Origin of the sequence: Allobranchiibius sp. GilTou38 (assembly GCF_017565325.1) — a bacterium.
In the GTDB taxonomy this organism is placed as follows: Bacteria; Actinomycetota; Actinomycetes; order Actinomycetales; family Dermatophilaceae; genus Allobranchiibius; species Allobranchiibius huperziae.
In genome coordinates this window covers 257,656-279,214 of record NZ_JAGEKN010000006.1, presented here as the reverse complement: position 1 = coordinate 279,214, position 21,559 = coordinate 257,656, and the positions used below count along the sequence as shown (strand labels likewise).

At 66.5% G+C, this 21,559-nt stretch carries 22 protein-coding genes; 9 read left to right on the top strand and 13 right to left on the bottom strand.

Features of this window, described 5'->3' with window-relative positions; translation table 11 throughout:
* Positions 1-240: 240 nt before the first annotated feature.
* On the bottom strand, positions 241-1,200 hold the full coding sequence (locus tag JOB34_RS06445) for an aminoglycoside phosphotransferase family protein (RefSeq protein ID WP_208051921.1): 960 nt from the start codon (positions 1,198-1,200) through the stop codon (positions 241-243).
* A gap of 1,737 nt (positions 1,201-2,937) precedes the next feature.
* Here JOB34_RS06445 and JOB34_RS06440 point away from each other — a divergent pair.
* Positions 2,938-3,726, top strand: a complete 789-nt coding sequence (locus JOB34_RS06440; protein WP_208051920.1) for a hypothetical protein — start codon at positions 2,938-2,940, stop codon at positions 3,724-3,726.
* A 230-nt stretch (positions 3,727-3,956) separates the two neighbouring features.
* Here the strand turns inward: JOB34_RS06440 and JOB34_RS06435 are convergent, their stop codons facing one another.
* On the bottom strand, positions 3,957-5,207 hold the full coding sequence (locus tag JOB34_RS06435) for an MFS transporter (RefSeq protein ID WP_208051919.1): 1,251 nt from the start codon (positions 5,205-5,207) through the stop codon (positions 3,957-3,959).
* A 341-nt stretch (positions 5,208-5,548) separates the two neighbouring features.
* On the opposite strand from JOB34_RS06435, the gene JOB34_RS06430 reads away from it, so the two are divergent.
* From JOB34_RS06430 to JOB34_RS06420, 3 genes are all read left to right on the top strand, one after another.
* Positions 5,549-6,016 (top strand): hypothetical protein, encoded by a 468-nt coding sequence (locus tag JOB34_RS06430; protein ID WP_208051918.1) that lies wholly within the window; start codon positions 5,549-5,551, stop codon positions 6,014-6,016.
* Between the two features lie 894 nt (positions 6,017-6,910).
* Positions 6,911-7,192: a hypothetical protein gene (locus JOB34_RS06425; protein WP_208051917.1), complete on the top strand. Its 282-nt coding sequence runs from the start codon at positions 6,911-6,913 to the stop codon at positions 7,190-7,192.
* Between the two features lie 159 nt (positions 7,193-7,351).
* Complete coding sequence (locus tag JOB34_RS06420) at positions 7,352-7,819, top strand: hypothetical protein (protein WP_208051916.1); 468 nt, start codon at positions 7,352-7,354, stop codon at positions 7,817-7,819.
* Between the two features lie 54 nt (positions 7,820-7,873).
* Here JOB34_RS06420 and JOB34_RS06415 read toward each other — a convergent pair whose 3' ends face one another.
* The 5 genes from JOB34_RS06415 to JOB34_RS06395 form a co-directional block, all read right to left on the bottom strand.
* Positions 7,874-8,218 (bottom strand): hypothetical protein, encoded by a 345-nt coding sequence (locus JOB34_RS06415; protein WP_208051915.1) that lies wholly within the window; start codon positions 8,216-8,218, stop codon positions 7,874-7,876.
* Between the two features lie 343 nt (positions 8,219-8,561).
* Entirely contained in the window at positions 8,562-9,029 is a 468-nt protein-coding gene (locus tag JOB34_RS06410) for a hypothetical protein (protein WP_208051914.1), read from the bottom strand.
* Between the two features lie 626 nt (positions 9,030-9,655).
* Positions 9,656-9,871, bottom strand: coding sequence for a hypothetical protein (locus JOB34_RS06405; protein ID WP_208051913.1), 216 nt, complete (start codon positions 9,869-9,871; stop codon positions 9,656-9,658).
* Between the two features lie 256 nt (positions 9,872-10,127).
* Positions 10,128-10,391 carry a hypothetical protein gene (locus JOB34_RS06400; RefSeq protein ID WP_208051912.1) on the bottom strand — a complete coding sequence of 88 codons (264 nt, stop codon included), beginning with the start codon at positions 10,389-10,391 and terminating at the stop codon, positions 10,128-10,130.
* Between the two features lie 92 nt (positions 10,392-10,483).
* The gene (locus JOB34_RS06395; RefSeq protein WP_208051911.1) at positions 10,484-10,918 is read right to left on the bottom strand and encodes a hypothetical protein; all 435 of its coding nucleotides are present in this window, start codon (positions 10,916-10,918) and stop codon (positions 10,484-10,486) included.
* Between the two features lie 212 nt (positions 10,919-11,130).
* Between JOB34_RS06395 and JOB34_RS06390 the strand changes: the two genes are divergently transcribed.
* Positions 11,131-11,685 (top strand): TIGR03086 family metal-binding protein, encoded by a 555-nt coding sequence (locus JOB34_RS06390; protein ID WP_208051910.1) that lies wholly within the window; start codon positions 11,131-11,133, stop codon positions 11,683-11,685.
* Between the two features lie 10 nt (positions 11,686-11,695).
* On the opposite strand, the gene JOB34_RS06385 is transcribed toward JOB34_RS06390, so the two are convergent.
* Positions 11,696-12,262, bottom strand: coding sequence for an isochorismatase family protein (locus tag JOB34_RS06385; RefSeq protein ID WP_208051909.1), 567 nt, complete (start codon positions 12,260-12,262; stop codon positions 11,696-11,698).
* Positions 12,263-12,329: 67 nt separating this feature from the next.
* Positions 12,330-13,472, bottom strand: a complete 1,143-nt coding sequence (locus JOB34_RS06380; RefSeq protein ID WP_208051908.1) for a TDT family transporter — start codon at positions 13,470-13,472, stop codon at positions 12,330-12,332.
* A 92-nt stretch (positions 13,473-13,564) separates the two neighbouring features.
* Here JOB34_RS06380 and JOB34_RS06375 point away from each other — a divergent pair, with 92 nt between their 5' ends.
* On the top strand, positions 13,565-14,458 hold the full coding sequence (locus tag JOB34_RS06375; RefSeq protein ID WP_347813751.1) for a LysR family transcriptional regulator: 894 nt from the start codon (positions 13,565-13,567) through the stop codon (positions 14,456-14,458).
* Between the two features lie 9 nt (positions 14,459-14,467).
* On the opposite strand, the gene JOB34_RS06370 is transcribed toward JOB34_RS06375, so the two are convergent.
* Positions 14,468-14,893, bottom strand: coding sequence for a VOC family protein (locus JOB34_RS06370; protein ID WP_208051907.1), 426 nt, complete (start codon positions 14,891-14,893; stop codon positions 14,468-14,470).
* A 154-nt stretch (positions 14,894-15,047) separates the two neighbouring features.
* Here JOB34_RS06370 and JOB34_RS06365 point away from each other — a divergent pair, with 154 nt between their 5' ends.
* The 3 genes from JOB34_RS06365 to JOB34_RS06355 all read left to right on the top strand — a co-directional run bounded on the left by JOB34_RS06365 (position 15,048) and on the right by JOB34_RS06355 (position 18,540).
* The gene (locus tag JOB34_RS06365; protein ID WP_208051906.1) at positions 15,048-16,559 is read left to right on the top strand and encodes an FAD-binding oxidoreductase; all 1,512 of its coding nucleotides are present in this window, start codon (positions 15,048-15,050) and stop codon (positions 16,557-16,559) included.
* Positions 16,560-16,561: 2 nt separating this feature from the next.
* Complete coding sequence (locus JOB34_RS06360; protein WP_208051905.1) at positions 16,562-17,929, top strand: MFS transporter; 1,368 nt, start codon at positions 16,562-16,564, stop codon at positions 17,927-17,929.
* A 251-nt stretch (positions 17,930-18,180) separates the two neighbouring features.
* Positions 18,181-18,540, top strand: a complete 360-nt coding sequence (locus JOB34_RS06355; RefSeq protein WP_179480705.1) for an RNA polymerase-binding protein RbpA — start codon at positions 18,181-18,183, stop codon at positions 18,538-18,540.
* 11 nt (positions 18,541-18,551) lie between these two features.
* Here JOB34_RS06355 and JOB34_RS06350 read toward each other — a convergent pair whose 3' ends face one another.
* The 3 genes from JOB34_RS06350 to lnt are packed head-to-tail and all read right to left on the bottom strand — an operon-like array spanning position 18,552 to position 21,494.
* Entirely contained in the window at positions 18,552-19,109 is a 558-nt protein-coding gene (locus JOB34_RS06350; protein ID WP_208051904.1) for an FxsA family protein, read from the bottom strand.
* Entirely contained in the window at positions 19,106-19,864 is a 759-nt protein-coding gene (locus JOB34_RS06345) for a polyprenol monophosphomannose synthase (protein ID WP_208052444.1), read from the bottom strand. The genes JOB34_RS06350 and JOB34_RS06345 overlap by 4 nt, the downstream gene beginning before the upstream one ends.
* Positions 19,857-21,494, bottom strand: coding sequence for an apolipoprotein N-acyltransferase (lnt, locus tag JOB34_RS06340; RefSeq protein WP_208051903.1), 1,638 nt, complete (start codon positions 21,492-21,494; stop codon positions 19,857-19,859). The genes JOB34_RS06345 and lnt overlap by 8 nt, the downstream gene beginning before the upstream one ends.
* Positions 21,495-21,559: the final 65 nt, after the last annotated feature.

Below are 21,559 nucleotides of genomic sequence, written 5' to 3'. Positions count from 1 at the left end.
TCATCATCACCCCCTGAGACACGCCAGCGAGTCTCACAGTCTCCAGGACTCGTCCCGACAACGAATCGGCGACCGAGATTCGTCAACAGCAGACCGACGGCTCAGACTCGACGCACGCCCGAGGAATCGTCACCGGTGCCTCCATCGAGTGGACTCACCTTGAGTTCGACCTCGCAGCGGCCGTCCCCGAGATCACCATTCGCGTTCGCTCAGACCGTGGATCACTCATGGGAATGGTGGTCACGCCAGCATGGCGAGCAGAAGTTCGGCCTGCTTGTCGCAGTCACGTCGCAGCGTGGACAGTCTCTTCGCTGCTGCAGGGGCAGATTTGGGCTTACAGCACACCCGGAATACCCGGTCGATGAGTGTGCGGCTGAACAGCAGGCCGGCCAGTCGCTCGCGTTCGTCGGCGGTGAGGGTGGCGCATTTCGTATAGCCCTTCAGTAACGGCCGGGCCGCCCACTTCGATCTCAGCACCAGGGTCATCGAGGCCAGTCGGGGGCCCCGTCCCGCCGACGTCCAGTCGATCAGGACCGGGCCTTTCGCGGTGAAGATCGCGTTCTTGGGCACGGGGTCAGGGTGGACGAATGCTTCGGGTAGGCCGTCGCCGCCGTCGGTGTCGTGTAGGGCGGCGCGCAGGTCCGTGACCGCGTCGAGGGCCACTCCTGGTGTGTGCCTCGCGAGCGCGTCGAGCCAGGATGCGGCAGCGCGCAGTTCGTCGGACATCGTGCCTTCTGCGAAGTGGTGCAATGCCCCGGCCGGACGATCGGCGTCATGCGGCACCGGTAATCCGTGCAGGCGGCCGATGCCGGCGCCCAGACGGACGATGGGATGGGGGGGTTGTTCGGCTTTCGGGGCCGACTTCACGAACTCGGTGACGAGCACTGCCTGGCCCTCGTGCTGGGTCAATGGGGTGTCCTGCAGCGGTCGTTCGGCAGGGAAGTCGAGCTCGGATAGGTGACGTAGGACAGCGAGGTCACCCTGCGCGGCGGCGAAAGGCCTGGCGGCGGAGAACATGCGCACGACCAGGTCGGCGCCGTCGTCCTGGTCGATCTTGAATACTCCGACGTCAGGCTTGCTAATCTTCGCGACCGCGATGCCGTGCGCCCGCTCGAGATGCGCGGGCAGCGTGTCGACGCCGTCGCGATGAAACATGCGACGCAGGACAGCATCGAATTCGGGCACCGGCGAACTGGGCACGGCCAAATGTTATGCCGGACGCGGGTCGACGACGAGGTGGTCCGACCGGGTACTCGCGCCGCTTGGGGAACAGTCGGTTCGAGCGGCAGAGAGAAACGTGATCACCGCGAGACTGCGAGCTCGATCCGATCGTCGTTCACCGCCAGGACGGTTGGCGGGGGAGTCGGGGTCTGGTGTCGGCCGTTGGGCCGTGCGGGTCGTATCCAGCGAGCCATATCCCCCACCGCCGCCGACACCAAGGACTCAGACGTAGATCACGAACGGACGGTGACGGCGATTGGGGTGTGCGCGCGTGAATATTGCATCAACATCGAGTGCAGACAGTTGTGGGCGCCGACCAGATTTAATTCGGAATTCCGGTCCACGATCGGAGCGGCCCGGACGTTGGTGAGCGAACCTCGCTTCTGAAGCACGGGGTGGGGGAGTGGTGTGACGTTCTGGGGACCTCCGTCGCAGCCGCGCTCTCTGGGGCAAAACGAGTCCATTTTGCTCTACCAGGAAGACCAGTCCACGCACACAATGTGTCCGCAGTCTTTCCGGTCAAGCGGCACGGACTGGTGTGCTTTCATCGGGTTCACTCGTGGTGCGTGACCGACCAGTCGTAAGCCCAGCGGACGTAGCCGATCATCCGCGGTGTCGACCTGGTGGCCAGCGATCCAAAACACTTCGCGAGGTGGTTCGTCTGCACGGACCGTTAGCAGTCCACATAACGCAGAACTGGGCAATGGCATCGGCGGAAGCGGAGTCTGCCTAAGAACCCTCCCGATTATCACGCTACTCGTCATAACCCTAAATATCGGTTATTTGCTAGACGGCGCTAGAGATGTTGCAATTAGTCAGTGGATGGCTGGTGGGTGACGATGCGTGCTTAGGGTAGACCGTCCGGGGATCCACTACTGGCAAGGCTGGTCGTTCTCTTTGGCACCGTTGCAAAGGCGATTTAGATCGTTCGTGGGATGCCGGTCGCGGTGAGGCGAGATGCCTGTTTTGCTAGTTCATCTCCAGAGAGGTAGCCGCGCGTCGGACCACGCAGGACCCACGGGCTGCTTGGTGGGATGTTTCGGAGCAGGCGCAGCTGGGCGGGTGGATTGTCGGATAGGTCGATCTCGATGCCTTCCCTTGATGGCGCGCGGGCGATCCAAACCTGTGGACACACAAGTAACTCCACCTGACTGATCGGGTACCCGCGGACCGTTACAAGCTCGGAGTGCTGAAATCGGAAGAACTCGATCGTGTCCCCGCGTCTAACGATGACCGTGACCTTTCCCAGCCACGTGTGTACTGCCGTGATGGACATCGAGCACATCCACGCCTCGACCCCCCGCTGCCGCAGGTCATACACGGTCCGAAAGTGTCGGTCCGTGACCGCAGCAGCAGGCATGTCAGTCCCACTACGAGCAGCACGACCAGGAGCAGGATGAGACCAGCGAACTCCAGTCGCCCGGCCCGCCCTTGGCCCACACTCCATACAATCGAGAGGATAAGGGCTACCGGGCCCACACCTAGCGCGAGCCGCGGGACGAGCCGCTTCCAATGCACTACGTGCGATCCCTCACTCATACGGCATCACCTCTGCCCACCTCGTCGCGACAACCACTTCTACACCCTGCCTGCAGATCGACATCCGACAAACCGCAGGACTAGAGAAAGTGCGATCCACTGAAGTGCTTCGAGCCCACAAGATCATCGGCACGCAGAGCGTGCCGCAACGGGATCTCCAACTGGACACCCATGATCATGGCGTTGCTCATCAACATCGATTGGGATGGGTCAGTTCGCAACACGCGCGTGCGAGTGCGTGGGGTATTAGGTTCTGGTCATGATCACCGGGTGGTTGTCTCGAGCGAGTCATTCTTGATGGTGGACGATGATCCAGGGCGGGACAGTCGTGCTGGCGGGCAACGTTATGACGTCGTCGGCCACGGACCGTTGATGAAAGAGAGGGTCGGCCACGGGGCTGCGGCGAGAGGGTCGCAGCAGCGCCGACGGCGTCGAGTCACGGCGCTGCTGGCCGGAGTCGTCGTCGTTGTGCTTGTCGTGGCGGGTGTCGTGGTGGGCGTTGTGAACGGTAGGTACGGCCCGGTCGAGGACGGTGGTGTGAGCGGTCCTGAATCACTCCGTGGCTTGGTGTTCAGTAAGGACGGGTTCTCATTTCGCTTGGCGTCTACACCAGGCGCATCAGCGCAGATGGTGGCGGTACTGCAGGACGATGGGTCACGCGCGGTGAAGGTTTCCTCGGTCGATGCCGATCGGGGGGTGACACAGGTGCGTTGGTCGGTCTTGCACCGGGTGCCTGGAGGTAACGCCTTCGGCATCAACACCCCCTGGCGGTCGTTCCCCGCGACCATCCCCGCCGACGGCGGGATCCGCCTACAGCTGACGTTGGGTCGGCCCGCTGACTGCGGCGCGCACACCCAAGATGGGCACGAGGCCTACGACGGATCGGTGCGCGTGCATTGGCGATCCCTGCTGAGCGAGCACACAACGACCATCACAGTGCTTGCTCAGCCCGTCACTATCTGCTGAAAACCTACAACCAACAGCAACTCGGTGACGACGCGACCGGGGCGCCAACACTTCACCAGACAGGGAACCATCGTCGATCGTGGGTCGGCTTCCGGGCGGCCGGCAAGTGGCTGTCCCGTGGGACACCCATCTGGGCGCTTGGGCCACGACGCCGGCGACAGCGCTGAACGCTCGTGTCGTCGCCGGCATCGGTTCGCGCCGACGGTGATCTGAGACCAGGTCTCGGGGCTCTAATCGGTGGTCGGCGTCTTAGGGCTGCGTGGGGTGGACGTTATCGAGAGGACCTGTTTGCGCAGGATCAGCGAACCGCCGAGCAGGCCTATCACCGCGGAGCACAGCAGTGCGCTGCGTAGTCCGATGCTGGTGGCAAGTAGTCCGCCGGCGATGGCGCCAATGGGGCGTACTCCCTGATTGATGGTTCGGAAGGCGCCGTTGACCCGGGAGCGGATGTCATCGGCGACTTCGATGGTGAGGATGGTGCCAAGTGCGATGTCGGCCCAGACCGCGGTGACCGCGGCGATGAATTCACCGGCTGCCAGCGTGGCCGCCGCCAGGAGTGCAGGTCCCCTGGCCGCGGGGTAGAAGAGCAGACCGCCGGGGTAGATCAGCGAGGAGAGGGCCAGGAGTGGTCCCAGGCCGAGTCGGGTTTCCACACGTGTGCAGGTGGCCGCGCCGATGAATGCGCCGATAGCGCCGGCGCCAAGAGCCACACCGATCGCTGTCGGTGTCAGGTGCAGGGTGCGTATCGCGTACAGGGTCAGCACGCCGGTGCTCATGAAGACGGCCAGGTTTGTCAGCCCTGAGGAGGTCAACACCGCCCGTAGGAGCGGGGAACGGTAAACCCACCGCAAGCCGTCGCCCACTCCTTGGCCATGGGCGGGTTTCGCGGGCGGGGGTTCGGTGGGGTGGATCCGTGCCAGTTGTGTCCCGCTGATCACGAAGCTGGCTGCGTTGAGTACCAGCGCGATGGGTGCGGTGAGCGCGCTGACGAGCACTCCACCCAGTGTGAGACCGACTGTTTGGGTGACAGCCTGGCTGCCGCGTAACCAGCTGCTGGCCGCTACGTACTGGTCGCGTCGAACCATTGAGATCAAGACGGCTTGGTAGGCCACACCGAAGAACACGTCGAAGACGCCGATCAGGAACGCGACGAGGTAGAGCTGCAGGAGCGTTAGGCCGCCGAAGGCGTACGCGATCGGGATGGACAGCACTGCTGCAGCGCGGGAGAAGTCGGCCACCAGCATCACGACCCGGCGATGCCCGTGTCGGTCGATCCGGGCCCCTGCCCACACGGATAACAACAGGCTCGGCGCAACCCCTGCAGCCGTCAGGGCGCCGACTTGAGTTGCTCCCGCCCCGACCGTCAGGATCGCAGCGAGAGGGACGGCGAGAACCGCGAACTGATCACCCAGCAGGGAGGCGGACTGACCAATGAAGAACCGCCTAAAAGCGACTTCCTCGAACAGCTCCGGCGACCGCACCCAGCCCTCTCTCGTGGCCCACGTGGGCCGTCCCAGATCATCGCTCGAAGGGCGTGCCAACCAAGCAAGATCGCATACCCAACCGGCACCAGCACCCTACGACCGTTCCGACTGGCAGAACTCCGCCGAAGGGCTACTAGCACTGGCAACCGTCCCGCTCCTCGATTGCCGACCGGGGTGTTAGACCTGCCCTAAAACCGCCTCCAGTTGCTGGGCGGTCAGCGCTCGGTCGGCGCGCTTGACGTGTGGGTTCTATGCCGGGGTGTGCCTAGTGGCTTGGCTGTCCGCGACGGCTGCCAGCGGGGAGGAAGTATCACCCAAGGCTGAACTACAGTCGCGTCGTGGCGGAAGACCTAACGGGCGGCCCCGGGTGGATCATCTCGGGGCACACGTTGCGCCCCGTCATCACCGACTTTGTCGCGTTCCGCGAGAGCCGTCTGCAGGATCCTCTTGCTGCCGTGATCGAGCAGCTGTGGAGTGGGCAACCCCATCAGGCACTTGATCTGCTGTCGGCTCAGGATCCCTCGCCGCGTGTTCGTGCCCTACGAGGAGATTGCCTACGAGATCTGGCACGGCACACGGAGGCAATAAACGTCTACCAACAACTGGTCCAAGAGAGCGTCGACGGTCCAGCGGAAGCCGTGATGCGTCAGCACTACGGAAAGGCTCTCTTAGCAGCGGGCCACGTTCATGCGGCAAAGCATGAGTTTGCCCGGGCTCTGGAACTTCGCATCCGCGGGAGCAACGAGGACCTCATCGCCTCATCACGACAGGCCCTGCAGGTCGCCGCCGAATGCTGCGCCGACTAAGCAAACCCTCCACCAAGCAGGAGCACGACATGACCGGCACCGCTCGGAGCGTTCGCCGTAAGCGGATCCTGTTGTGGCACGCTCCGCGCGGGAAGATCCCACAGAAGTCAAGTTTTGCCGGCAATTGGGCGCCCTGAACGCGCGACGAAGGATCTGGCGGTGTTGAGGTTGCGGTTTGATGAACATCCTTTCGGTCGCGAGTCATGGTGGGTGACCACCATGACCATTGCGGGGTGAGCTAAGGGAGTGGTTGGGTGCGGCGCGAGGGGTTTCGACACGCGCGGTCCACTGTGCGGCGTGGGTGGTTCCAGACAGGTTCGGTCGCCGCGTTGGCGATCGTCCTCCCACTGACAGCCTGTGGCGCAAACGAGACCGAGCGAGGGTGCGGCGCCGTCGGCCTCGTGCCGAACGGTGTCGACGTGCAGGTACGTGGCGGGGGGTCATCACAGCTAGCAGGCGCGGTGTTCAAGGTATGCACACCCCGAACATGCACCTCAACTACCCGGAACGCTTCCAGTAAAGAGCCCACCACGCACGTCGGAAATCCAGGCATCAGCTCCATCAAGGCCGTGCTCGTGAGTATCACAGTGCACGCCGCCAAGGGAAGGGTCATCGTGCCGACTACGCGCTTGACTGTCGTGCCGATCAAGGCCCAACCGAACGGGCCCGGTTGCGATCCCACGGGTTACTTCGCGACCGCCGCGGTGACGTCCACAGTTTGAGCGCTCCACCGACTTTGACGCGATCGTTCGCCGAGGCATACGGGACCTACGACTGGTACCGCACCACAAACGGATCCCTACACGGGGTTGTCCACGGAACGTTTAGCTACCAGGAGTCGACTCCTTGCCGGTCCTGTGCTGGCGCACCGTTGGAATCCTCTACGCTCCAACCGTGCCAGAACCCTCACAGGACGAAATCACGTCTCAGATGCAGACGGCTTCCCGGAGCAACAGAGGACGCCTGTTCCTGCTGAGTGGGGTTGGTCTGGTCGTCGTTTTTCTTGGGCCAGTCCTCGTTCGAAGCGTTTTCCACAACTCCATTGCGGCCAAGATTGTGTACGTGGCCTTGATTTTCATCTTCCTATGCGTGCTGGCCCCGATGACCTACCGATGGTTCCGCGGCCTGCTCACCGTGACCGATCCCTATCTCGAACAGGGCAAGTCGAAGAAATAGCGATCGACGACGTCCCCGGTAGCCGAACCACGAACGGTGGTGTTTGCAGGTCAGACAAGGTCAAGCTCATGCAGGGCGGCGCTGCTACGTCGGCCAAGGAGACGCTGCCCGGCGCGAAATGCTTGGTACGGGCATCGGTAATAGCCGATGCTGGGTGCCGTGACCGAGGACTCCGCGGCGTATCGCAGCCAGCTGATCATTTACGGTGATCAGCCACTTGACCTGCCCGCGGCGATCAAGGAGGGGGCCATCTTCCAGCAGGGTCCGCCGCCTGCCGATCTGGAACGCCCAGGCGACGTCACCGACGCCACGGACACCGACCTTGCCTCGCTTTGCGTGAAGGCTGTTGTGCCCGTCGTGGCAAGCCTGCTCCGCAAGGACGAACTGGAGGACCTCCACCTAGCGTGGGGCGCGCCACCGCATGAACGGGATGTGTGGGTGCACCTGCTCGCCCGGGGGGAAGTTTTCGAGGACCTGCTGGACAGCCCGAACTATGAGGACGGCGGTGATCTGGACGCCGTGACCGTCGCCGCGCGTCTGGCAGACCATCTGCAGGACTGGCTGTGTGAGACGGCGTTCGCCTGGGGCGAGTTGCGTGCTGCTGATTACACGTTGCCCACCCCGTGATTGACGACGATCCCCTACGTAGACCAGCACCCCACCCAACTCGCTCACCACCGGTCAACAGAACCCTGTCAGATAGAGCAACTGCTTCCCCATCTCGCTCTCCCAGACACCTGCGTTCCACATCTCGTGCTTACGCGCTTCCTTGGCGGTGGGAAGGGTAGAGCGAACGTACGGGCGGACCTCCGCCCACTTCGTCAACGCCTCACCACCTTCGAACCACTCGAACTGGCCGCTGCTGTACATCTCAAGAATCAACGGCGAGCCCGAGGCCACAAGAGCGTCAGCGACACTCCACTTGGCTTTGGTTCCCCGCCGAACGTAGCCGCGCCCATCAATACCGGTGACCATGCCGCGATCGCGATGATCCTCGCGCTGGTGCAGCTCGAGTTCAGTGGCCACGCACTAAACAGTACGAGGCTGCTCAGCCACTGCTGAGCTAGCGACATCCCGTAGGACGAACTCTCGACGGCGCGCCCCGGCGGCACGCGGGTGTGCTCGCTGCTCATTTCTGCCCAACCGTCCCGCAGGAGCCGTCCGGTAAGCAATCCCGGTTAAGGGAGGCCAACCGACACTGCCGTCAAAGCTGCTGACCCCTGTGCGCCTGGGTTACAACCGAGGCGCCCTCGCATCTCTTTGACACATCGCGAACGCGCCACCAGGTCAGGTGAGGAGTCAAGCGGCTATCCACCGATGCATGCTCGCGCTGTGACCGATCGCGACGTGAGCGCAGCGCGTTCTCGATTCAGCCTTGCCCTTGGTCGACGATTCGCCATCGTTCTGTGTTCGCGTTGCGCGCGAGGTAGTAGGACCACCCCTGCTGCCCATCGGGCAGGCCTTCATCCCAGTGGTTGAACCGTGCCTGTGTGTCGATCTGGACGACTTGTTGGTAGCTCGCCACCGAGCTCGATGGTGCCGTCGAGGCTCCCTTATACGGTCCGGCGACGTGGAGTATTTCCAGCTGCTTGATCGTGGGGGCGTCAAACCATCTGTGGTTCTTGAGTGCCGGCCCTCGCGCTAGCAGGTTGTTGGCGGTGGAGTAGTCGCGGTCGTTGATTGCCTGCACGTAAGTGCGGACCACGTCGGTAGGAGACGCGTCGGGGCCGGGCGAAGCAACAGTCTTGTGAGGGACATGCACGTCTGCGCCGTACCCAACCCCGGTCGCAAGGGCCACCGCCCCTGCCGCACCCCAGATCCATCTCGTCCACTGCATGTGAGGAGTATGTCGCGGTCCGCGACGAAAATCGGTAGAACACGGCCATGCCCCAACTACGTCGGCTGGGCGGCGTACAAGTAAGTTTCGTGTGCATCTGCGCTACACAGACTGTCGGTTTGGGTACACCCCAAACCGACATCCCCAGGAGGCCTGAAAGCGTCCGTCCAGGGTCCAGATCGGTAGTTCTCGGACAGATGTGTCCGGACGTCTAGACCTCAGACCGTCGCTGCGACGTCATTGGCGTGCTGCTCGCGGTCGCCAGCCGCGCGGCGCAGGCACCTTGATCCGGCCCGCCTCGACGTCTTGGACGAGCTCATCGACGCGTGCTGTTGGGTCGCGATCAATGCACCGTTCAACGTGAAATCGTCGGACCCCCAACCAAGGCTCCTGGTCTGCGCTGATGACCCCCAGCACCCAACTCTTTGTGAGCAACGCCAGACCTAACTGCACTCCCTCTAGGAGGGGCAGCACCACGATGTCCGCGACGTCTCCGCTGTCGTTGAACTCCCGTAGTCGGTACCCGCGGGGTACTGCTCGCACCCACACCTCGCGACCGTTGGGCGCCGTAGCCAGCACTTCCGGTATCGAGCCGCGGGTGCGCACCCTGGGGAGGATGCGATTCCTCAACGCTGCGCTCTCCTACTCCGCCGGTCGCGCCGCTCCACTAGAACTCCGCTCGCCAACGAGCCGGCCAGATGATCAGTCACGGTGTGGGCCAGATCCTCGATGTTCTCCTCCAGCACCATGGGTTCCCGTGATTGGGTGCCTCCATCCACCGCGTCCCGAATTCCCGCTTCCACGATCTCCCGGACTGCCACCCAGTCATGATCAATGCCCATCGCGGCAGTGTGCCAGGGCGTATTCGTCGAGTCCGTCCGATGAGGTCTCAGCTCTGCTCAGTGACGATCCTTTCCGAGCAGCTGCACAGGCCTCGCACCGCAAGCCGAGATCCGCCAGGACTGCTGCTCGAAAGCCGTGCTCAGTGGCGACGCTGCTCGAATGTCCGATCGTGGCGACTTTCGAGCACCGGTCGCGCCTGGACCAGGGGAGACGTGACTTCTGATCCGCAGGGCGGGGGAGTGGCGTGGGCGTGACCTATTCATCGAGGTCGTCCTCGTGGATCTGGAGGCTGATGTCGTCGTAGGGCGCGTCTTCGACGTCGCTTTTTACGATGAGCAGGGCGTGCACCCGCCCGTTGGGTTCGCACCACACTTGCGGTCCAGCGAGCACAGTGACTTTGGCTGCGACATCTCGCGTCGTCAGGTTCATGAAGTAGAAGTTCAGTTCTTCGGTCAGGGCTTCGGCGTCGTCGGCGTCGAGGTGACGGGCTACTGGGCGGTCTGCGTATGTGAACGTCATCTCGGGATCATGGCGTAACGGGTCGACCTGACGCGCTGCGGTGAGCTAGTGGGCTCCGGAGGGTTTGGCACCAGTTGCTAGATGCCGATGCCCTACGCGTGCGTCGCTGCAGTAACGCGTCCTGGGGAGACTTGGACAGCGGCGTTGTAGATGGTGGTGGTGCAGCCGTCGGTGACCTCGAATTGACGCACGCTCACGGCTTGCTTGATCGCGATGATGCGGCGTGAGCGGTCTCGGACGGTCACGGAAATCGTGTGCACACCCTTCATGGTCCGTGGATCGATGCCGGCGCCGGTCCAGGTCGTGGGCCCCTTCTTGGTTACCAATACGGTCTCGTGGCACGTTCGAGCGACACATACCTTGACGGCCAGCTTGGTTCCAGCGCCGAACCCAGAGGAGGAGATCCTCACCCCGGTGCCAATGAGTGAGTCTGCGCACAGGGTTGGAGATGAGCTACTCCCGCTGCTGCACGCCGACAGCGCGACTGCACACGCACCAGTCACTGCGGCCATCTTGAACAGCTTCACGACAACAGCATGACCTAGGGACCAGACGCCGGCCTGCTATAGAAGGCCTTTTCGAGCGGAGCGGTCCAGGCCCCTGTCGCACTGGCATCGCCGGGAGAGGGGCCTGCCAATAGACCCCTCCCGATTATCACGCTACTTGTCATAATGCAGATTATCGGCGATATCCAACAGGCCTGGCGAACTCAGTGGTCCTGCGGTCTAGCGTGGTGGCGGTGAAGCTGATCGATGCCGCATCGACAGAGTTCGAGCGCGCGGTGCGCGAGTTACCTGAGGATTCGTGGGCGTTGCGGACACCGTGTGACATGACGGTGCGAGCACTCGTCGAGCACGTCGTTGTCGGCAACCGGTTCACCACCTTGCTTCTGCAGGGTGTGAGCCGCGACGCGGCACGCGCACGACTCGATGCCGACCAGCTTGGGACCGACCCGGTGTCCGCAGTCGTCGACTCGTCGCGCGATCAGGCCGGCGCGTTCGCCGCAGCTTTGCCCGGTCAGCTCGTGCCGTATCGGACGGGCGACGTCACCGTGGACACCTTCCTGAGGTTCCGGCTGGTCGACCTGGTCGTTCATGCCTGGGATCTGCGCCGCGGTGCAGGCCTCGACGAGGCGCTGAATCCCGAACTCGTCGAGGCGCTCCTGGCGGTGGTCGGGCCGCATCTCGAGGAGATGATCTCTTACGGCGCGTACGGCGATGGGCCGAGCGGCACGCTGCCGGGCGACGCCTCAGCCCAACATCGGCTTCTGGACGAGTTCGGCCGCCGACCCTGACCGCGTCCTGTCAGCCCGCGGAGATCTCCGCGAAGTCGACGTCCGCGGTCGCCACGACACCTGCCGTCCGACCCGGCGCGGTCTGGTACTCCCAGTAGAGATTCGTGTGGTCAATGACCTTCTCCGGCGGTGGCGCGCCGTACGGCGACAGGTCCTCGGTCGTGTGCGCGTCGGAGACCAGTCGTGCGTCGTAGCCGCGGACCAGCGCGCCGTGCAGGGTGGACCGGATGCACGCGTCGGTCTGCGCTCCGGACAGCACCAGCGATCCGACGCCGAGGTCGGCCAGTACGGACTCGAGCTCAGTGTCTTCGAACGAATCGCCGAATGCCTTCTGCACCAACGGTTCTGCGTCGAGACGCGTGAGCTCCGGCACGTACTGCCAGCTCTCGCTGCCGGTCTGCAATTCGTCGCTGTTGTGCTGCACCCACACCACCGGCACCTGTGCCGCGCGGGCCTTGTCGACCAGTGTGGAGACGTTCGCGACGACCCGGTCGCGGTCGTAGGACTCCCCCATCACTCCGTTCTGCACATCGATCACGAGCAGTGCGGTCTTCGGGCGGTTCGCGAGCGTGGTCATGGAGGCCTCCAGGTCCGGATCGGGTCGTGACCTCGATGCTAGGACCGGCCACCGACACCCCGCCCGGTCAAGGCATTACCTGGGCCGGGGCAGCCAGCAAGTGCCCCGACCAGACGCCTCGTGCCGTCCGTACCGTCACAGTCACCCAGGCGATCACCAACCCGGCGAAGAGCAGGCAGGCCACCACCGTCAGCGGCTCGCTCCCGGTGAACTTCGCGAGCGCGGACGTGCCCGTCACCATCGTGCCGACAGGGAAGGTGAAGGACCACCACGGGAGCCCGAAGGGCATACCGTCCCGCACGGTCCGTGCGGTGAGCAGGACGACCAGGCCGAGCCAGAGCATCGCTAATCCCCACACGGGGAGCCCGTAGAGGAGGATCATCCGCCGGAACGGCGCACCGTAGGTCGGACCCAGCACGCTCGGCGCTACGACGCCCAGGTGATGCACCGCGGTCACCGACTGCCCGAGCGGGCCGAGCACGATCCAGAAGGTCGGCACCAGGCCCGCCGCGCCGGCCCCGTGACACCACAGCCGCCGGCAGATCAGCGGCACGATCACCAGGCTGCAGAGCACCGTCACGGCGAAGCAGCCGTAACAGACGAGCAGCATCGCCTCCCGCGCCCACCCGGACGGCAGATGCGGGATCAGGGCGGCCCCCGTCGCCGCGCTGACCATCGGCGGCACCACCGGCATCAGCCATCCGCCGAACGCTGCGTCGGCAGTCGCACTCCCCCGCACGAACGCGCGATACGGCACCACCACGGTCGTTGCCAGACCCATCGCCGTGCCCGCAGTCCACATCGAGGCGTCGATGAGCACCGCGAGATGAGGACCGAGCAACGGCCGCCCGACCGCCAGCGCGCCCGCCCCGACTGTCATGAACGCCATCGCCGGCGCACCGTAGAAATGGCCCATCACCGGGTGGTCCAAATGGCTCCGCGCAGCGGCCGGATGGCGGACCCAGTGCGCGACCGTCGCGGCACAGAGGACGACGAGAAGCGTTGCGGCCCAGACCCATACGATCAGAGCAGCGTCGGCGGTGCCGGTCGGCCGCACGGGCAGTCCCACGGCAGCGACTGCGACGATGCCGGTGCCCATCACGGCCGCGAACCAGTTCGGTCCGACGTACGCCAACGGCGAGGCACCGCTCAGCTCACCGAACACTCCCCCGGTACGACGCGCCGTCGGCGGCCGCAAGGTCTGTGTCATGGGACCAGCTTCCCGCTAGAGCCGGCACGGCGGTAGCGGTCGCGTCCCTGTCCGGGCACAAGCTGCACCTGTGAGTGGCTACGGTAGGTGGCGTGACGCTGCCCGACATGCCCTCGCTGAGACTGCTCGTCGACGTGGCGCGGTTGGGCAGCATCGGAGCCGCCGGGCGGGCCGCCGGGATGTCGCAGCAGGCCGCCTCGGAACGCCTGCGGACGGTCGAGGCGAACGTCGGGGTGACCCTCCTGCGCCGCTCCCCCGGCGGTTCGACGCTGACCGATGCGGGTGCCCTCCTCGTGGAATGGGCGACCCGGCTGCTCGACGTCGCCGACGAGATCGACCAGGGCATCAGCACCCTGCGCGCGGACCGCGACCGGGAACTGTCCGTGGTCGCCAGCATGACCGTCGCCGAATACCTGCTGCCCGCCTTATTGGTCCGCCTGCGCCAGCGACAGGACACGACGGTGACCCTGCGAGCGACCAACAGTGAGAACGTTGTTCAGGCGGTGCGCGCCGGTGAAGCCGACCTCGGGTTCGTGGAGGACTCGGTGTCGCACAGTGGTCTCGCGAGCCTGGTCGTCGCCCACGACGAGCTGGTGGTCGTGGCTTACCCCGACGATGTGTGGTGCCGCCGACGCCGGGCGGTCGACGCCAGCACCCTGGCGCGTCGGGGGCTGACTGCGCGAGAGCCCGGCTCGGGCACCCGCCGCGTGTTGGAGGCGGCGCTGCGGGCAGCGGGCCTGGCCCCTTCGGTGCCCGCGGTCGAACTCACCACGACCGCCGCCGTCCGCAGCTCCGTCCTCGCGGGAAGTCCGCCGGCCGTGCTCAGTCACCTGGCGGTCGAGGCCGACCTCAGCGCGGGCCGGTTGCGCGCGGTGCCGGTCTACGACCTCGACCTGCGCCGCGACCTCACGGCGGTCTGGCAGGGTTCGGCGCGGCCGCCGGCCGGGCCGGTGCGCGACCTGCTCGCGATCGCCCGCGCCGGCTGACCGGGACCCTCAGCCCACGAAGATGCAGAACGGGTGACCGGCCGGGTCGGCGTAGACCCGCAGCGGCTCCTCGTCGTCGTCGGATCGGTCCAGCAGCATCCGGCCGCCGAGCCGCAGCACCCGACGGTGCTGCTCGTCCAGTGCTTCCTTCGACAGCACCGTCATGTCGAGATGCAACTGTTGCGGCACCGGCTCGTTGTCCGGCCAACTGGAGCGCGGCAGGGTGTCCACTTTCTGGAACGCCAGCGGCGGTGAACCCTCCGGAGCCCGCAGCACCAGCCACTCGGCAGTGTCCGGCTCCCCCGAGCCCGGCGCCTCGTCACCGTGGCGGTACGTGTAGCCGAGGAGCAGACGGTAGAAATCAGCCAGCGCGCGTACGTCGGTCGTGTCGAGCACGGTCTGCCGCAGTCTCGGCACGTCCTCAGGTGAGTCCATCGTCGGTCACTCCCGTCCTTGTTCTCGCGCGCGGCGGCGGTCTTGCGCTGCGTCCTAATCTGAGAATCGTCGATCGACGCGCACGAACCAGGGAGGCACGGTCATGGCGTACGACGGACCCAACCAGGCACCTATCCTCGCGCGTCTACGAGACATGGACCACATCGATCGTCGTGCCTTCCTGGCCGTCACCGCCGCGGGTGCTGCGGCAGCCGCCCTCGCCGGGTGCAGCCCCACGAGCAGCCGCGCGGCAGGTAGCGCAGCCGCAGGCGGGGAGTCCTCGAGCGCTGGTCTGGCGGCCACGTCATCGTCCGGGCAGTCTGCTGCGGCCGGCGCAACGGGCGGACCCACCCTGGCGGACTGGAAGCAGCTGGCCGGTCAGATCCAGGGGGTCGTGCTGCTGCCGGGCAGCACGCCGTACGCGCAGGACAAGCTGCTCTTCAACCCCGAGTACGACGGCGCGAAGCCGCAGGCGGTCATCCGCCCCAAGACCACCACGGACGTGCAACGCTCCATCGCCTTCTCCAGCAAGTACGGGCTGCACGTCTCACCCCGCTCGGGCGGACACTCCTACATCGGCGCCTCTGCAGCCGACGGCACGGTCGTGATCGACCTGCGCGAGATGGCGGCCGTGGACGCGTCGGGATCCAGCGTCAGCGTGCAGGCCGGCGCCAACCTCTACTCCGTGCACGCCACCCTGGCGGGCCGGAACCGCACCATCCCCACCGGCACCTGCCCCACCGTCGGCACCTCCGGGCTCACGCTCGGCGGCGGACTCGGCACCGAGTCACGGGCCCACGGACTGACCTGCGACCGCGTGGAGTCGGTGCAGCTGGTCCTGCCCGACAGCAGCCTCGTCACAGCGACGGCCTCCACCAACAGCGACCTCTACTGGGCGGCCAGGGGCGGCAGCAGCGCCATCCCGGGTGTGGTCACCAGCCTCGGGTACGGGACGTACTCCACGACCGACCGGGGCATCTTCCGTGCCACCTTCCCGGTCGGGTCGGCGACCCAGGTGCTGGAAGGCTGGGCTTCCTGGCTGGGCAGCGCCAGCCGGGACTGGTGGGCCAACGTGCACCTCGACCTCAGCGGGGGGTCGTTGCGCCCCAGCATCCTCGGGGTCTGCACCGCCGGTCGCGAGCTGCTCGCACTGAGCTCGCTGCAGCGGCACATCGGCGCCCGCGCCACCTCCACCTCGCACTTTCAGCGCAGCTACCTATCGACCGTGCAGTACTTCGGGGGCGGTACGACGTCGGCGCGCGCTCCGTTCACGGCGGGCACCGACCTGGTGAGGACGATGACCAGCTCGGCCGCCGCGGCCATCGTGCAGGGCACGCTCGCGGCCGGTCATCGTTCGGTCGCGGCCATCGTCGACCCCCTCGACGGCGCCGTGCACGACGTCGCTGTGAGCGCCGGCGCCTTCCCGTGGCGCTCCCACCAGGCCTCGATCCAGTGGTACGCCGGAGGCAGCGACTACGCCGGGGCGCGCTCGTGGATCTCTGCCGCGCACTCGGCGGTCAGGTCTGTGTCGGTCGGCGGCTACGTCAACTACCTGGAGAGCGGTGTCGCCGGATCCCGCTACTTCGCAGAAAACACCTCGAAGCTGAATTCGGTGCACCAGAAGTACGATCCGCACGGGCTGATGCATCTTCCCTTTACCCTCTGACGGTGGCAGACGGACGCTCCTCGACTCCCGAACAGCTTCGTCTGCAGTCGCGTTGGTACTGGTACGACTGGTCGGTCACGGCGTACATCACCGTCACCCTCGCGGTGCTCTTCTCCCCCTACCTCACCAGCATCGCGAACAAAGCCGCCTGCCCGACCCAGCCCAGCGACCGCACCTGCCACGCCGACCTGCACGTGCTCGGTGTCCCGGTGGCTCCGGGCTCACTGGTGCCCTACACGATCACCGCGGCCACGATCGTGTCGGCGTTCGTGCTCGTCGTGGTGGGCGCCATGGCGGACCGCTCCGAGCGACCGCTGCGTTTCCTGACCGGTTTCTCCGCGGTCGGCTCGGTGGCCGCAGCCGCCCTGTGCCTGGTGGCCGGCGACCGCTGGGCGCTCGGCATGGGGCTGGCGATCGTTTCCAACGTGTGCGTGGCGGGGTCGCTCATCGTCTACTCCGCGATCATGGTGCGGATCACCCCGCCGGACGACCGCGACCGGGTCTCGGCCCGCGGCTGGTCCTACGGCTACCTCGGCGGCGGCCTGCTGCTCGTGGTCAACCTGGTCTTCCTCGGGCTGCACGACACCCTCGGCCTCAGCACCTCGGCGGTGGTGCGCATCAGCTTCGCGGTGAACGGCGTGTGGTGGGCGGTCTTCGCGACCTACTCGATCCGCGGCCTGCACGCGGTGCCGCACGATCCGTCGGCCGCGATCGGCGGCAGCCCCCTGACGGCGGGAGTCCGTCAGCTGCGTGCGACCTTCGCCGAGCTGCGCGGATACCCGCAGACGCTGCGCTTCCTCCTGGCCTATCTTTTCTACAACGACGGCGTGCAGACCGTCATCGCCTCCGCGAGCCTCTACGGGGCGCAACAGCTGAAGTTCTCCAGCACCCAGTTGCTCCTCACGATCCTGCTGGTGCAGTTCGTGGCGTTCGGCGGCGCGCTGGGCTTCGGCCGGCTCGCCCGCCGGGTGCCCGCGCGCGATTTGGTACGGCGCAGCCTCTACCTGTGGACCGTCGTGGTGATTCTGGCGTTCTTCGTGCCGCAGCACGCATTCGGGCTCTGGCTGCTGCTCGCCGTCGGGATCGGCCTGGTGCTTGGCGGCACCCAGGCGCTCTCCCGGTCGCTCTACTCCCATCTGGTGCCGCACGGCCGCGAGGCGGAGTTCTTCAGCCTCTACCAGGCCATGGACCGCGGCACCAGCTGGCTCGGGACCCTGACGTTCGGGCTCGTCTACCAGCTCTTCCGCGACTACCGGCTCTCCATCGTGGCGCTGGTCGTCTTCTTCGTGGTCGGGGGCGCGCTGCTGCGCACCGTCGACGTACGACGCGGGGTGGTGGCCGCCGGCAACGAGGTGCCGGCGGTCGTCTGACCGCAGGTCCGCGCAGTGCGCCGCCGGCGTACGCCGATTTGCCCTCCCCCGAGCGCCCTCGATACTGTCGCCGCCGACGTTGCAGCGCGATGGTGGCATCCAGGGGCAACCAATCCGAGCCCGCCGACGTCTACGAATCAGACTCATCAATCCTCGTGCGCAATGGAACACGACACCACATCGGTTCGTTATGCGTATGAGATCGCCGCGGTGTTGCCGACGAACCGCGGCCGCCGAGCAGGGAGAAGACCATGGCAGACCGTTCACTTCGAGGGACCAACCTCTCCACGCTGTCGCTGGAGACGGACGAGAACATCGCCTACAGCGAGCGACAGACCGTCCGCTACGAGTGCCAATGCGGCCGCATCACCGAGCTGCCCTTCTCCGTGGAGGCCGACGTGCCCTCCATCTGGGAGTGCCGTTGCGGCAAGGAAGCCACCCTGGTCGACGGTCCCGAGCCGAGCCGCAAGCCGGTCAAGCCCGCGCGTACCCACTGGGACATGCTGCTCGAGCGCCGCTCGGTGCCCGAGCTGGAGGAACTCCTGGAGGAGCGCCTCACCTGGCTGCGCGCCTCCCGCGGTGAGAAGCCGCGCCGCAAGCGCACCGCCTGATCCCGCGGGATTCAGTCCCGCACGATCTTTCCCTCGATGGCACCGGGCTTGCCCGGTGCCATCGGCGTATCCGGACCCTGGTCGGCCCGCTGATCCTTCGACTGGTCGTAGGACTCTGCCCGGTATGTCGGGGGCACCCGTTCACCGCGTACGACGCGCGCGCTCCCGGCGACGCCGAGCACCCGGCGCGCGACGAGCACCTGCAGCAGCCGGCGTCCGACCGACCGGGTGAACGGCAGGACCAGCAGCAGTCCGAGCACGTCGGTGATGAAGCCGGGCACCAGGATCAGCAGGCCGCCGGCCAGCACCAGGGCGGCGTCGGCCAGTTCGTCGGCCGGCATGGTGCCGGTGCGCAACGCCTCCTGCAGGCCGCGCCAGGCGCCGGACCATTCACGGCGTACGAGCCAGGCGCCGATCAGCGAGCACAGGACGAGCAGTCCGAGCGTCTGCCATCCTCCGATGGCGCGGGCGATCGCGATGATCACGGCGATCTCGCAGACCACCGTCACGAACAGGATCAGCGGCACCCACTGCAGCCAGCGGGTCCGTCGACGGGGTGCCGTCGTCATCGCGAGCGGCCCGGCAGCAGCCGCGCCAGTTGCCCGGCGCGGTAGTGCAGGCCCCAGGACGTGATGTTGACCAGGGATTCGCGCATGATGTCGCTGCTCATCTTCGACACCCCTACCTCACGCTCGACGAAGGTGATCGGTATCTCCACGATCCGCATGCCGGCCTGCGCGGCGCGCCATGTGAGGTCGATCTGAAAACAGTAACCGGCCGAGGCGACGTCCTCCAGGCGCAGCTGGCGCAGCGCGTCCGCGCGGTAGACCCGATAGCCGGCGGTGGCGTCGCGCACCTGCATGCCGAGCAGCAGGCGGGTGTAGAGGTTCGCGCCGCGGCTGAGGGCCTCGCGCTGGCGCGGCCAGTTGCGCACACTGCCGCCGGGCACCCACCGCGAGCCGATCACCACGTCGGCGCGCGCTGCCGCCTGCAGCATCTTCGGCAGCACGCTCGGCGGGTGCGAGCCGTCGGCGTCGATCTCGACCAGTGCGTCGTAGCCTCGGTCCAGGCCCCAGGCGAACCCGGCCAGGTACGCCGCGCCCAGGCCCTCCTTGGCGGCGCGGTGCATCACCTGCACGTGTGAGTCGTGGGCGGCCAGCTCGTCGGCGAGCTCGCCGGTGCCGTCGGGCGAGGCGTCGTCCAGGATCAGGATGTCGGCCTCGGGCACGGCCTCGCGCAGGCGCGCCAGGATCGTCGGAAGGCTCTCCAGCTCGTTGTACGTCGGCACCAGCACCAGCACGCGTCGTGGGGCGGAGTCAGACAAGCTGGCGGCCTCTCGGGGACGTCGTGTCGGCACGAACGGCGGTGCGTCGTCGCCGCGAACCGATCGCGGCCAGCAGGAAGGATGCCACAGCCAACGCGTAGGCGAGGTGTTCGGGCACATTCCCGAGTCGATCGGCGATCGTCAGCGAGCTACGCAGCGGCATCGCCCCGGAGAGCACCTTGCTGGTGAAGAGGCTGGAGCGGTCGTGCACGACGCCGTCAGGGGTGATCAGGCCGCTCACCCCGACCGTGGACACGTGCACCACCGACCGGCCGTGCTCGATGGCGCGGATCCGGGAGATCGCCAGTTGCTGCTCGGACTCGGCGGTGCGCCCGAACGTCGCGTTGTTCGTCTGCACGATGAGCAGCTGGGCGCCCTTCTCGACCGGCGCGCGCACCAGGCCGTCGTACGCCACCTCGAAACAGATGACGGGCCCGACCTTCACGTTGCCCTGGCTGCGGGTCGGGATCGTGAAGAGCCCGGTCTTCTTGCCGTGGGTGAAGTTGACCGTGAGGAGGTCGACCTTGCTGCTGAAGTGCCGGAAGAAGGAGCGGTAGGGCATGTACTCCGCGAACGGCACCGGGTGCTGTTTGACGTAGCGCGCCACGATCCCCCGGCCCGGCAGGTACAGCAGTGAGGTGTTCGAGACGTCCGGTGCCGGTTCGTCCAGCACGGCGCCCACGATGAGCGGTGCCTTGACCTCGGCCACGGCGTGCAGGATCTCGGTCATCGCGTCGGGATTGCGGGTCGGGTCGATGTCGGAGGAGTTCTCCGGCCACACCACCAGGTCGGGCGCCGGGATCTGGCCACGCCGCACCATCTCGGCAGCTTTCGCCGTCGCTCGCGCGTGGTCGTCGAGCACGGCGCGGCGCTGGGCGTTGAACTCCAGGCCGATGGTCGGCACGTTGCCCTGGATGCCGACGACCTGCAGCTTCTTGCCGGAGGTGGGTGTCGGGTACCAGATCGACCCGGCCACCACGACCACGACGGCGAGCGCGGGCCAGAGGGCGCGCAAGCTGCGTCGAGGCGCGTACGCCGCCGCGTCGGATCGCCGACCGCCCACGATCCCCGGCACCCACCGCTGCACGAGCGCTGCGAGCACCCCGCCCAGCAGCGCGACGACGAAGGTGAGGCCGGGCGCGCCGGCGATCGACGCCAGATGCGACAGCGGTGAGTTGGACTGCGACCATGCCAGGCGGGCCCAGGGGAACCCGCCGAAGGGGACGCTGGAGCGCACGCCCTCCTGCACGACCCAGAGCAGCGCGACCCAGAACGGGCGCACCCGCGGTCCGGAGGCGGGCCACACCCAGCGGGGCAGCCACGGCAGCGGCGCCGCCGACTGCAGGATGGCGATGCCGAGCCCGAGGAACGCCACGTAGATCGACTCGGTGACACCGAGGGCGATCCAGGGCAGCGGACCCACGTAGATGCCGGTCCAGTGCAGTACCGGCAGGAAGCACGCCGCGCCGCCCACCAGGCCGCACAGGAATCCCACCCGGGCGCGTGCGCCACAGGTGGCGAGCGAGATCAACGCGACCCCGACCACGGCCAGCGGCCAGATGCCGAGCGTCGGGAAGGAGAGCCACAGGCACAGTCCGCCCGCGGCCGAGAGCAGGAGCCGTCGCCACACGCGAGCAAGAGTATGCGAGGAGCCCGTGACAACCCCGGGCAGAGGGAAGGACCCGCACTCCGTTG

Excerpts from the sequence above, each read along its gene's own strand:
- JOB34_RS06440 (WP_208051920.1), top strand. The coding sequence starts at position 2,938 with ATGGCGTTGCTCATCAACATCGATTGGGATGGGTCAGTTCGCAACACG.
- JOB34_RS06410 (WP_208051914.1), bottom strand. The coding sequence starts at position 9,029 with ATGCAGTGGACGAGATGGATCTGGGGTGCGGCAGGGGCGGTGGCCCTT.
- JOB34_RS06405 (WP_208051913.1), bottom strand. The coding sequence starts at position 9,871 with ATGGGCATTGATCATGACTGGGTGGCAGTCCGGGAGATCGTGGAAGCG.
- JOB34_RS06400 (WP_208051912.1), bottom strand. The coding sequence starts at position 10,391 with ATGACGTTCACATACGCAGACCGCCCAGTAGCCCGTCACCTCGACGCC.
- JOB34_RS06385 (WP_208051909.1), bottom strand. The coding sequence starts at position 12,262 with ATGACCACGCTCGCGAACCGCCCGAAGACCGCACTGCTCGTGATCGAT.
- JOB34_RS06380 (WP_208051908.1), bottom strand. The coding sequence starts at position 13,472 with ATGACACAGACCTTGCGGCCGCCGACGGCGCGTCGTACCGGGGGAGTG.
- JOB34_RS06370 (WP_208051907.1), bottom strand. The coding sequence starts at position 14,893 with ATGGACTCACCTGAGGACGTGCCGAGACTGCGGCAGACCGTGCTCGAC.
- JOB34_RS06365 (WP_208051906.1), top strand. The coding sequence starts at position 15,048 with ATGGACCACATCGATCGTCGTGCCTTCCTGGCCGTCACCGCCGCGGGT.
- JOB34_RS06355 (WP_179480705.1), top strand. The coding sequence starts at position 18,181 with ATGGCAGACCGTTCACTTCGAGGGACCAACCTCTCCACGCTGTCGCTG.
- JOB34_RS06350 (WP_208051904.1), bottom strand. The coding sequence starts at position 19,109 with ATGACGACGGCACCCCGTCGACGGACCCGCTGGCTGCAGTGGGTGCCG.